At 46.3% G+C, this 12,219-nt stretch carries 8 protein-coding genes; 6 read left to right on the top strand and 2 right to left on the bottom strand.

The window, feature by feature from the left end:
- Window positions 1-83 precede the first annotated feature (83 nt).
- The 4 genes from BUR42_RS15325 (at window position 84) to BUR42_RS29775 (ending at window position 2,696) form a co-directional block, all read left to right on the top strand.
- On the top strand, window positions 84-713 hold the full coding sequence (locus tag BUR42_RS15325) for a TetR family transcriptional regulator C-terminal domain-containing protein (RefSeq protein ID WP_074240059.1): 630 nt from the start codon (window positions 84-86) through the stop codon (window positions 711-713).
- A 5-nt stretch (window positions 714-718) separates the two neighbouring features.
- Window positions 719-2,044, top strand: coding sequence for an ABC1 kinase family protein (locus BUR42_RS15330; protein ID WP_074240060.1), 1,326 nt, complete (start codon window positions 719-721; stop codon window positions 2,042-2,044).
- 174 nt (window positions 2,045-2,218) lie between these two features.
- A complete protein-coding gene (locus BUR42_RS15335; RefSeq protein ID WP_074240061.1) occupies window positions 2,219-2,461 on the top strand; it encodes a hypothetical protein in 243 nt (80 codons plus the stop codon).
- Between the two features lie 70 nt (window positions 2,462-2,531).
- A complete protein-coding gene (locus BUR42_RS29775; protein ID WP_159442278.1) occupies window positions 2,532-2,696 on the top strand; it encodes a hypothetical protein in 165 nt (54 codons plus the stop codon).
- 477 nt (window positions 2,697-3,173) lie between these two features.
- On the opposite strand, the gene BUR42_RS15345 is transcribed toward BUR42_RS29775, so the two are convergent.
- Window positions 3,174-6,287, bottom strand: coding sequence for an efflux RND transporter permease subunit (locus BUR42_RS15345; RefSeq protein ID WP_074240063.1), 3,114 nt, complete (start codon window positions 6,285-6,287; stop codon window positions 3,174-3,176).
- A gap of 183 nt (window positions 6,288-6,470) precedes the next feature.
- Between BUR42_RS15345 and BUR42_RS15350 the strand changes: the two genes are divergently transcribed.
- The gene (locus BUR42_RS15350; RefSeq protein WP_074240064.1) at window positions 6,471-6,824 is read left to right on the top strand and encodes a winged helix-turn-helix transcriptional regulator; all 354 of its coding nucleotides are present in this window, start codon (window positions 6,471-6,473) and stop codon (window positions 6,822-6,824) included.
- A gap of 101 nt (window positions 6,825-6,925) precedes the next feature.
- On the top strand, window positions 6,926-9,373 hold the full coding sequence (locus BUR42_RS15355; protein ID WP_074240065.1) for a TonB-dependent receptor: 2,448 nt from the start codon (window positions 6,926-6,928) through the stop codon (window positions 9,371-9,373).
- 458 nt (window positions 9,374-9,831) lie between these two features.
- Here BUR42_RS15355 and BUR42_RS15365 read toward each other — a convergent pair whose 3' ends face one another.
- Window positions 9,832-12,204 (bottom strand): mechanosensitive ion channel domain-containing protein, encoded by a 2,373-nt coding sequence (locus tag BUR42_RS15365; protein WP_074240067.1) that lies wholly within the window; start codon window positions 12,202-12,204, stop codon window positions 9,832-9,834.
- Window positions 12,205-12,219 lie beyond the last annotated feature (15 nt).

The raw sequence follows: 12,219 nt of genomic DNA on the forward strand, positions 1-12,219 counted from the left end.
TTCGTGGTAATTCACCGCATCGTAAATTTGTAATACCAGGCTCCTGACCCATCTCCTGGGATTCATCTAAAACAGTTCTTAATATGGAAAAGCATACCATTCGCGAAGCGTACAAACGCTACTGGCTCGAAAACGGTAAAAGACCCGTATCTGTTTTTGCCCTCTGCAAGATCATAGACATCCCCGAATCTGCATTTTATGAAAGTTATAGCTCATTGGACGGCGTTGAGTCAGACATCTGGCTGAGCTTCTTTGAACGTACGCTTGAACAGCTGCAGACGGATGAAACCTATCAGCAATATTCCGCGCAGGAAAAATTACTGGCCTTTTACTTTTTGTGGGTACAAAAACTGAAGGAAGACCGTAGTTACATCCTCCTGCAAAAAGAGCGCTACCAGTTCCCTTCCCCCGCGCAGTTTTCACAACTCTCTACTTTCAAGCAGGCCTTCTTTGAATACGCCACCAGCTTAATTAAAGAAGGATACCTCAGTACGGAGATCAAGGAAAGGAAATTCATTTCTGATAAATATGTACATGGGTTCTGGATGCAGGCATTATTTGTTTTAAAGTATTGGATAGATGACAGGAGCGTCAATTTTGAAATGACGGATGCTGCTATTGAAAAAGCCGTGAACCTGAGTTTCCAGCTGATCCATTCCAACACTTTGGACAGCCTGCTTGATTTCGGAAAATTCATCTTCACCAGGAAATAGCAGATATGAAGGAACAAACGAATATTCCTACAGGCAAAGTTGAAAGGGCGGGACGTTTTATGACAACCGGATTAAAAGTAGGAACGAACTATATCAAACATTACACCCGTAAACTGATGGACCCTTCCACTACGAAGGATGCCCTCCACCAGGAAAATGCGGAAGATATTTACGAAACATTGAGCAACCTCAAAGGCAGCGCCCTCAAAGTTGCACAGATGTTAAGCATGGATAAAGGCATGCTGCCAAAGGCTTATACAGAACGTTTTGCGATGAGCCAATACAGCGCACCTCCTTTATCCGGTCCTTTAGTGGTGAACACTTTCACGAAAACGCTGGGCAAAACGCCGGCGCAATTATATGACCAGTTTGATATGAAGGCATCCAATGCTGCATCTATCGGGCAGGTGCACAGAGCATCGAAAGACGGCAAACCACTGGCAGTAAAGATCCAGTATCCCGGCGTGGCCAACAGCGTTAAATCTGACCTGCGCCTTGTGAAACCCTTTGCCATCAGGATCGTGGGGATGAATGAAGTGGATATGGACAAGTACTTTGATGAAATTGAATCAAAGTTACTGGAAGAAACAGATTACAACCTGGAACTGCACCGTTCGCAGGAACTCTCTGCGCAATGCGCACATATTCCTAATCTTGTTTTCCCGGTGTATTACCCGGAGCTTTCCTCAGACCGGATCATTACAATGGACTGGCTGAACGGCCAGCATCTGAAAGAATTCCTGCTAACCAACCCTTCCCAGGAAGTGCGTAATAAGATCGGGCAGGCGATGTGGGACTTTTACCAATTCCAGGTACATAAACTGAAAAAGGTACACGCAGATCCGCACCCCGGTAATTTCCTGCTGCGGCCGGATGGTACCGTAGGGATATTTGATTTCGGTTGTGTGAAAGAGATACCGGAAGATTTTTATGTGAACTATTTCCTGCTCACAGATAAAGAGGTGTTGAAAGATGAAAAACGGCGCAGAGAGATCTACACCAATCTTGAAATGATCCATCCTTCGGATACGGAAAAAGAGATCACTTTCTTCTCGGGGCTTTTCCAGGAAATGATCCGCTTACTCACCCACCCTTTTACGGTAGAACGTTTCGACTTTGGGAATGAAGATTATTTCAATGAGATCTATGCCTATATGGATCACCTGTATAATCTCAAGGAGGTGCGGGAATCCAAAGTAGCGAGGGGAAGCAGGCATTCTCTTTATATTAACAGAACTTATTTCGGATTGTATTCCATGCTGAGCGACCTGAAGGCAGATGTGGTTACGGGGCAGGCAAGGATACAGGAGATGATCAATGCGTCTAACTAGAAATTAAAGCTGATTATATTATAGCCGTATCAAATTGATACGGCTTTTTTTATTACCGGAACTGAGTACCTCCCTCCCCAATCTGTCCCTATTTTTCAACCCTTATTTCCTGCTGTTTTCCTGCTGTTAGTGATGGACTGGATTTTGTCCTTTTCTCCCTAAAAAACGATAACCATGAAAAATCGAATCACACCCATTGGCATTATCAGCATTTTTGTTGTGATGATGCTGGCGCAGGCAAGTATCAGTTACTCCTCGCAGCCGGTTATAGCCGTTCAGCAGGAACAACAGGATACCATTCCAAAACACAAAAAGGATTCTTCCATGAAGAAGAAGAAAAACAAGGACAGGGACTGGCCAAAAGACACACTCAACAAGCCGCGCAGGGATACTTTTCCTGCTGCAAACAGGCCTTAAAGAGTAACGGCTTGTCAGGCCTCCTTCAGAAGCAGGCCCGACAAGCCTTTTCTTAATTAAAAACATTGTTATGAGTATAGGATTCTGGGTATTTGTAGGATTAATAGCACTGCTGGTGATCTATATTATCCTGCAAACCAATAGCCACACAAGAGACAAAGGAGTGGATAAACTTATCAACAGGAATAAACCTCCTTATGATATAGATAATAAAGCTGCGGGTAGCGGGGATTGAGGGATCTATGTCCTAATAGAAAGAGGTTTTTAAAAAAGAACAGCCTCTTTCTGTTTTAATAATTGTTGGCTACGTATGTTTTCAACCGAATTATAAAACAGAGTAAATAGGCATAAGCTTCCCAGCAAACCGTTGTGGGGCTGATAATCCTATCTCAAGCGATTTTCCCAAGTATTTCCAGACGTTATCTTCCGGAAGACTGTCCAGACGTTATCTTCCGGAAGACTGTCCAGACGTTATGCATATAATAATTGGAATCTCTCAGTGGCGGCTTACGGTAGATAATCTAAATGCAAAAACAGAAGTGGAGTATTTCACAACTGTTATCAACAATGCATTACTACATTATGAACCAGGGCTTCCTGGAGAAATAGAATATGAATTCATACCCTCACGGACGAAAGGTATTGGGCAAGAATTACGGAGTGGATATGTAATCATAGATAATCTCCACTCCCATTTGGAGCGGAGATTATTTTAACTTCTCTTTATTCCAAAGAACCTCTCCTGCAAAGCCTGGAAGATCACAAACAATACCGGGATAATAAATAACCCCAGCACCACACCAAACAACATTCCCCCGATAGCACTCGATGCAATGGAACGATTCCCCTGTTCTGTAGCTCCTTTCGCAAACAGTAATGGCAACAAACCAACGATGAATGCAAAAGAAGTCATGAGGATCGGCCGCAACCTGAGTGTGGCTGCTTCCAATGCTGCTTCCAGTAATGCTTTCCCTGCCCTTCTTCTCTGTATGGCAAACTCCACGATGAGGATAGCGTTCTTTGCTAAGAGACCTATCAACATGATCAGGCTGATCTGTACATAAATATTATTGGTTACATCCATCATGCGGATAAAAGCAAATACGCCGAGGATCCCTGTAGGCAATGATAACATGACCGCCATTGGAAGAATATAACTCTCATACTGCGCAGCCAGCAGGAAATACACGAACACTACGCACAATCCAAAGATGAAGAGGGTCTCTGAACCAGAGGATTGTTCTTCCCTTGCCATGCCGATGTATTCATGAGAGAATCCCATCGGTAATGCAGCAGCTACTTCATTCACCGCTTTCATGGCATCGCCGGAGGAGAAGCCTTTTTTGGCCTGCACACTTACCGTGATGGCATTTGCCTGGTTCAGGTGATTGATCACCTCAGGGCCATATACACGCTCCAGGTGAGCAATAGATCTTACCGGCACCATTTCTCCAAATGCATTTTTCACATGGATATGTTCCAGGCTGTTTTCATCCACACGGTAGGGAATATCTGCCTGTACCACTACGCGGTAGTATTTTCCGAAGCGGTTAAAATCGGAAGCATATACACTGCCGTAATATGCCTGCATGGTATTGAGTACATCACTTACTTCTACCCCCAGTTGTTTGGCCTTTACTTCATCCACTTCCAGTTGAAATTGCGGGAAGCTGGCATTGAAGGAAGTATAGGCAGTACCAATTTCAGGGCGTTCCTGCAAGGTGGCAATGAAACGGTCCGCCTCTCCTGCCAGTTTACTGATGGGGCCGCCGGTATTATCCTTCAGTACAACATCCAATCCGTCTACTGCTCCAAAACCCTGTACAGTAGGCATAATAAAGGTGAAGGAATTACCTTCGGGATAACTATAAAAGAGGGTATTTATAGAATCAACAATGCTGTTAATTTCTGAAAATTCCCCTCTTTCTTTTTTAGGCCGTAAAGTGGCATATATAGAACCATAGGAGGGTGAAACGCTGGCTGCCATGAGGTTCTCTCCTACCACCATGGAACTGAATTCCACCGCTTCCATCTGGTTGATCTTTTTGTGTACGCTGTCCAGCACTCTTTTCGTGCGGGCATATCCCGCACCGGGTTGCATATTCAAAGTGGAAATAACAATGTTCTGATCTTCTGTTGGAATAAAGGCTTTGGGTGTGGTACGTGCCAGTGCAAAAGTGGCAACCCCTGTCAGTAGTAAAGCACCCATTGCCAGCCACTTTCTGCCGATCAGGAAATGGGCTGCCCTGATGTATCTTGCAGACATTGCTTCAAATCCTGCATTGAAATAATGAAAGAAACGGCGCCATCCTTTCTTATTATCAACATGCCCCGTTTTTAATAACAACGCACATAATGCAGGGCTGAGGGTTAAAGCATTCACGGCTGAAAGTATAATGGCAATGGCCAGCGTAAAGGCAAACTGCCGGTAGAAAACGCCTACGGGGCCTTCCGTAAGACCAATGGGCAGGAACACCGCAGCCATTACCAGTGTGATGGAAAAGATGGCCCCGGTGATCTCGCTCATGGCAGTAACTGTAGCTGTTTTAGCATCAGTGCCATGGCCCATTTTGCTATGTACTGCTTCCACTACCACTACAGCATCATCTACCACAATCCCAATGGCCAGCACCAGCGCAAACAAGGTCAGGAAGTTGATGGTGAGGCCAAACAACTGCATGAAGAAAAAGGTACCGATGATAGAAACCGGTACTGCAATTGCCGGGATCAGGGTAGAACGAAAATCCTGTAAGAAGATGAACACTACAATGAATACAAGAATGAAAGCTTCTATCAGCGTGCCTTTCACTTGTGCAACAGCTTCGTCCAGGAAACCTTTGGTGCTGAAGCTTACGAGGTATTCCAATCCTGATGGGAAAGATTTCTTTGCATTCTCCATCACTTTCAATATCTCCGTTTGAATATCATTTGCATTGGAACCCGGCGTCTGGTAAATGAACATACCTGCATCCGGCCGGCCTTTGGAGGTTACGGCGGAAGCATATGCATGGTCCAGCGATCCTAATTCCACACGGGCTACATCTTTCAGGCGCATCACTTTCCCTCCCGGCTCTGCACGGATCACAATGTTTTCATAATCCGGTTCCTTATTCATTTTTCCTTTATAACGGATCGCATATTCATACGCTACTGCACTTCCTTCTCCCAAACGGCCCGGCGCCGCTTCCAGGTTCTGGTTGTTGATCGCATCTATCACTTCCTGCGGGCTCATGTTGTAAGCTGCCAGCTGTGCAGGATTCAGCCAGATGCGCATGGCGTAATCCTTACTCCCGTACATTGCTACCTTGCCCACCCCCTGCACCCTTTGAATTTGAGGAATAAGGTTTATGAGCATATAGTTATTGACGAACTCTCCATCATAACGGCCGTCCGTTGCCAGCAGATCGATGAACATGATCATGCTGTTCTGTTGTTTGGATGTGATCACACCTGCCTGCACCACTTCTTTCGGTAACTGGTTGGTGGCCTGTGCAATACGGTTCTGAACGTTAACGGCTGCCTGGTCCGGATCGGTACCCGGTTTAAAAAAAACGGAGAGCACCAAAGTGCCGTCGTTAGAGGAGGAAGAAGACATATACGTCATATTATCCACCCCATTGATCACCTGCTCCAGGGGAGTAGCTACTGCGCGGGCCACGGTTTCTGCATTGGCGCCGGGGTACCTGGCAGAAACAGCCACAGAAGGAGGCGCAATATCAGGGAAGATCTCCATGGGCAGGCTCTTCAAAGCCAGCAATCCCAGGATGAGCAAAATGACGGATACTACAGAGGCCAAAACGGGCCTGTCGATTATTTTTCTGAGCATAATAATTAGGGAAAACCCGTTTTTTACTATGCAAAAATGTTGGGAATAAAGGGCCTAAACAATCAGGGAACAAAGATTCCATAAGGGATAAATTTATCCCTATGCGCCACTGGCGGGTATTGGCGGATACCTTTTCAGACCTCCCCGCATTATGATATATTTGTTGTCCTTAAACCCTCAGACATGTATGTAAAAAAGCTCCCGGAATCACTGGAATATGGTGTGAACATGACGATCAAGGTATTGGGCGGGAAATGGAAGGCCTGTTTACTGGATAGTATCCATTCCGGCATCCGCAGGCCCAGTGATCTGCACCGCAGTATTCCCGAAGCCCCTGCCCGGGTGCTGAACCAGCAACTGAAAGTGCTGGAGGAGTTACATATCATATATAAAAAAATCTACCCGGAAGTACCCCCCAAAGTAGAATATTACCTCACGGAATGGGGCACCAGCCTGCTTCCGGTGATTATGCAGATGGAAAGCTGGGGGAACAATTATTTTGAAAAATCCACTGAAAATTCCCTATTGCGTAAATAAAATTCCGCATCCGATCTACCCGGCCACTCATTGTACCTGAATTTTGCGGCGGACTAAAGACCGGCGGTTTCTTACCGCTATCAGCCAATAAATATATTACGATGAGAAAATTTACAGCGTTTATCCTCCTGCTCATGGTATCTGCCATCAGCCTGCGGGCAGAAATTCCAACCGGGCATATCAAAGGCACCATCAAAACCAACGATGGACAACTGGCTCCTTTTGTATCGGTTCAGATCAAGGACAAGAACCGCGGGGTAATAACAGACGAAAAGGGCGTATTCAATTTTCGCAGGATCGCTCCGGGGCAATATACACTTCTCGTATCCCTGCTGGGCTATGAAACCGCGGAACAGCAGGTTACCGTAACTGCTAATGAAACAACTACTGTAAATATAGAGATCAAAATTTCCAATACGCAGTTGCAGGAAGTGATCATCAAGGGTAATCAGAATAAATTCGGCAGAAAGGAAAGTGACCAGGTAGCGCGTTTGCCGATCAAAAATATTGAAAACCCACAGGTGTATAATGTGATCGGGAAAGAACTGATGAAAGAACAGGTGATCACTACTTTTGATGATGCGGTCAAAAATGCACCGGGCGTGAGCCGCCTATGGTCTTCTACCGGCCGCCCTGGTGATGGTGCCGGCTATTTCTCCATACGTGGTTTTGCTGTGCAGCCTACCATGATCAATGGTATTGCAGGTCTGACCAATGGCTCTATCGACCCGGCTAATGTTGAAAGGATTGAAACTATCAAAGGGCCTTCAAGTACACTGTTCGGCAGCAGCCTGATCTCCTTCGGCGGATTGATCAATATTGTGACCAAACGCCCTTATGAGAACTTCGGTGGCGAGATCAGTTATACCGGTGGTGGTTTTGGCCTGAGCCGTATCACCGCTGATATCAATACGCCATTGAATGATGATAAAACTGCTTTGCTGCGTTTCAATGGTGCTTACCATTCTGAAAACAGTTTCCAGGATGCAGGGTTTAGGAAGTCTTTCTTCCTGGCTCCCAGCTTATCCTACAAGGTGAGTGACAAGCTCTCCTTCCTGGTGAATGCAGAGATCTACAATGGGGAAGGCACCAACCCGCTAATGGTTTTCCTGAACCGTAGCCGTCCTTTGAAAGCTACTACGCCAAAGGAACTCAACATGGATTTCAACCGTTCCTATACTGCTAACGATATCACGAACAAAACACCAACCGTAAACATCTACGGCCAGGCTAATTATAAGCTCTCCGATAAATGGACTTCTCAAACGAACCTCTCCAGGAGTGTGCGTAAAAGTGAAGGGTATTATTCTTACGTGATGTTCCTGGACCAGGGCCTCCCTGCCGGCCAACCCGTGGTGCAGAATGACACACTTATCAGCCGGTTCGTGTATAACCAGAATTCTATTTCTACCACTACGGGCGTACAGCAGAACTTCATCGGCGATTTCAAGATCGGCAAAATGAGGAACAGGGTTGTGTTTGGATTGGATTACCTGAGCCAGCAGACCACCAATAATAACTCGCCTTATCTGACCTTTGATTATGTGAACGTAACGAATGCAAAAGATCCCCGTTATGGTCAACTGAACAGGCCTGCTGTAGATGCGAAGCTGGCGGCCATAGTAGGCGGAAAACAAATGAACAGTACCACGAACGACACTTACAGTGCATATGTGTCTGATGTATTGAACATTACAGAGAAGTTCATTGCCATGGCAAGTGTACGGGTGGACTATTTCGATAATAAAGGCGCTAACGATCACCTGACGGGTGTGAAGGGAGCCGGTAAATATGATCAGCTGGCTGTATCTCCCAAATTCGGGTTGGTTTACCAGATCGTAAAGGATAAGATAGGGATCTTTGCCAATTACATGAATGGTTTCAAGAACCTGGCTCCTGTTGTACAACCTCCTCAGCTTAACCTGGACGGTGTACTCAAACCTCAGCAGGCTAACCAGTTTGAAGGAGGTATTAAGCTGGATGCGCTGGACCATCGGTTGAATTTCACAGCGAGCTATTATGACCTGCTGGTTACCAATATGACCCGCGGTGCTGTGATGAGAGTTGAAAATGTTGACTACAACTATACAATCCAGGATGGCTCTCAACGCAGTAAGGGCGTTGAACTGGACCTTGCCGCGAATCCTGTGAACGGGCTGAACATCGTTGCCGGTTATTCTTATAACGACAGCAAAATGGAAAAGTCCGCAGTGTTTGTGTTGGGTAGAAGGCCTGTTACGGCTGGTCCTGAGCACCTGGCGAACCTTTGGATCAGTTATACTATTACCGGCGGTAAGGCGCAGGGTTTGGGTGCTGGTGTAGGTGGAAATTATGCGAGTGATAATAAGATCACAAATGATTCCAGGACGGGGGTGTTTACTTTGCCTTCTTATGCTATCCTGAATGCGAGTGTGTTCTATAATGCAAAGGCTTTCCGCCTGGCGTTGAAGCTGGATAATGCTACGAATAAAGAATATTTTGGTGGATGGACGACTGTTGAAAAGCAAATGCCGAGGCGTTTGGCTGCGAGTGCTACGTTCAAGTTCTAATATTATTTTTGGAAACGTTTAAGAGAGGGTGTTCTTTCAGGGCACCCTCTTTTTTTTGGGGACACGGTTGTCTTCAAATTATTCCGCCGCTCCCAATAAGCATAAAAAAAATTCGACCGAAAAAACTAGCCCGGTGGTTATAAGAGGCAAGAGGGAACAGTTTTCGGACGAATTTTTTTTATGCTTATTTCCGCTGGTGTTTTTTTGGTTGGGAGTTGAGTGGTGTTTGTTCTTGTTCAGGTATATACTGTCGCTGAAGGGAGTGACACAACGGCGGCTGATCGTTGATCAAAAGCTGGTCCCAAAACTATCTTTGGCACTACTTTGAGTATAGGATGGGAGAAGGATTACCCTATCTTGAGCCTATGTCAAGCCTATGTTAAGAGTGGGATGGTAGTACCTTAACAAAGAGGGCACCCTTGATGGGGCGCCCTCTTTTATTCTTTATGCATTGATTATTAGAAACTTACGGAGATGTTCTCTGCGCCCAGTTGTTTGTGCAGGAGGAGTAGGATCTCACTTCTTGCTTCGGCGGATTTGGCAACGTCTATGCTCCAGCAGAAGGCCTTCAGTTCAAAACCGTCTTCCATCACTTTGGTAAACAGGATCTGTGGCTCCCGGGTGGTGACTATGTATTTGGATTGAAGGATGGCCTTTTTGATAGTGGCCGATACTACCTCCATATCCGTGTTGCCGGTGACGGTCAGGTCTATTTCCAGGCGCTGCTGGCTATTGGTGAGGGTCCAGTTTACGATCTGCTGGGAGAGGATGTCTCCGTTGGGAATGATCACTTCTGCGCCGTTCTGGGTGAGCAGGGTGCTGGAACGCAGGCCTATTTCCCTTACGCGGCCGGATTTATCTCCGATCTCTACTACATCCCCGATTTGCAGGGGCCTGTCGAATATGAGGATAATGCCGGATACGAAGTTGTTCACGATATTCTGCAAGCCGAGACCAATACCTACACCTAAGGCCCCCAGCACGATGGTGATCTTGTCTACCGGAACGCCTGAGGCAGCAACAGCCAGGAGGTAACCGAGGCAAAGTAGTATCAGTCTTGCTATGAGCAGGCGTGAACGCTGCCCCTTGTTACTTATCTCATCATCGTTACCTGTATCACCAAAGAAGTAACCTACGTACTTCTGCAATAAGTGTGCTATCCAGATGATCAGGAAGAACAATAATATACCGCCGATGGTAAAGGAGGCATTTCCGATGCTGCGGGGTGCTTCCAGGAATTCTATCAAACCGTTTAATACAGTGGTATAGATATTCAGGTTGGTGGTGAACACGATCAGCCACAGGATCACCACCAGGAATAAAACCGGGCGGCGGAAACTGGTAAGCACATGCTGGAATTCAAAGTGGGTGGTAACGCCTCTTTTGATCCGGCTGGTAACGATCTGCAACAGGATGGCTTCCATACAGATCTTGCTGAATACGGCAAGGCCCACCGCCTGCGTAAAGGCGAAAATAGCAGCGTGACCAAAGATCTGCGCAAGTGAAAAACGGCCGAATAAATTAAAGAAGATGGCCAGGATATTCATGATATTATGCAGGATGATCACAAAACGCAGGAAACCTCTCAAATGCAGGTTTTCCTTTAGTCTTGTGAGGAAGAGCCATCCGAACACAACAGACAGGATATTGAGGATGATGAACCAGCTGCGTTGCCAGAAACTTGGATCGATGATATGATGTGCGAAAGAGAAGAAGATATATAACAACACCATCGCGATCCAGTACAGGAATAACCTGCGAGGCCACTTCTTCCAGCAGATGATGGTGAGGATGATCAGTAACAGGAACTGCATGGATTCAATGTATGCAGAAGGTGCATGCAGATCGAACAGGGGAGCGATGGAGAACATGATCACGAAAGAGGAAACAATGTAACCGGAGGGCAGGTACACGAATTCCATTTCGCGGATAGCCCCCATGCCATTGAGACGGCGGAGAGCCCGGATGCTGCGGAAGATCCAAATAAAGAACAGGATGCCAATGAGCAACAGGAATAATCTTTTATTGCCGCTGTCTTTAAAATAATAGTCCAGTGCTTTCCTTTCTCCCCTGACTGCTTTGTAAAAAGAAGAACGGGTAGCAGCAGATATATCCAGTGTATCCTTTTCCCAGAGGTAATTATATTCTTTCCCAAAAATGCGGGTGGCAGAAGTGTTCAGGAGGTTGTTCACTTTGTCCAGCAATTTGGAAGTGGTGATGGCATTGGCAGAAGTATGTGTTTGCAGCAGGTTGATGGTGGCCAGGCTTTCCCGGAGATGGCGGGTGCTGCTGCGCCAGGCTTCCCGCATATCTTTTAACTGCGGCGCAAACTGGATGCGCAGCAAAGAGTCTCTCATCAGTTGACGGAGTACGGTATCACTTCTGAGGGTTGCCAGGTTATTCCTGAGATTGTTCAGTTTGGTTTCGGAACTGTCCAGCAGTTTGCGGTGTGCCCTGAGGTCCGTCTGGATGTTTTGCAGCAAAGTCCTGAACACCTGGAGGTTGCGGAGGTTGAGGGCCTGGCTGTTGTTAAGCACATTGTCTTTCAGTACACTGAGCACGGAATCACTGTCTGCCAGTTTTGCAACGATCAGGTCTATACCTATCCCCAGTTCACTTTTGTTATCAATGTTATCCAGTACTACGTAAGAGTTCTCGATCTTCAGCTGATAATCGCTGCTGGTGAGGGCAGTGGAATCAGAAAAGATGGCAGACATTCCTCCACCTCTTCTTGTGCGGGTAGAATCTCTTTTTATACGGGATGTGTCCTGGGCAACAGTGACCAATGTGGCTAACCCGAAGATGCAGCATAAAAGCAGCCGGTTTCTCATGAAGTGATGTTTTTC

Origin of the sequence: Chitinophaga niabensis (assembly GCF_900129465.1) — a bacterium.
GTDB lineage: Bacteria > Bacteroidota > Bacteroidia > Chitinophagales > Chitinophagaceae > Chitinophaga > Chitinophaga niabensis.

Coding starts and splice junctions, on each gene's coding strand:
- BUR42_RS15325 (WP_074240059.1), top strand. CDS start 84: ATGGAAAAGCATACCATTCGCGAAGCGTACAAACGCTACTGGCTCGAA.
- BUR42_RS29775 (WP_159442278.1), top strand. CDS start 2,532: ATGAGTATAGGATTCTGGGTATTTGTAGGATTAATAGCACTGCTGGTG.
- BUR42_RS15335 (WP_074240061.1), top strand. CDS start 2,219: ATGAAAAATCGAATCACACCCATTGGCATTATCAGCATTTTTGTTGTG.
- BUR42_RS15365 (WP_074240067.1), bottom strand. CDS start 12,204: ATGAGAAACCGGCTGCTTTTATGCTGCATCTTCGGGTTAGCCACATTG.
- BUR42_RS15350 (WP_074240064.1), top strand. CDS start 6,471: ATGTATGTAAAAAAGCTCCCGGAATCACTGGAATATGGTGTGAACATG.
- BUR42_RS15330 (WP_074240060.1), top strand. CDS start 719: ATGAAGGAACAAACGAATATTCCTACAGGCAAAGTTGAAAGGGCGGGA.
- BUR42_RS15355 (WP_074240065.1), top strand. CDS start 6,926: ATGAGAAAATTTACAGCGTTTATCCTCCTGCTCATGGTATCTGCCATC.
- BUR42_RS15345 (WP_074240063.1), bottom strand. CDS start 6,287: ATGCTCAGAAAAATAATCGACAGGCCCGTTTTGGCCTCTGTAGTATCC.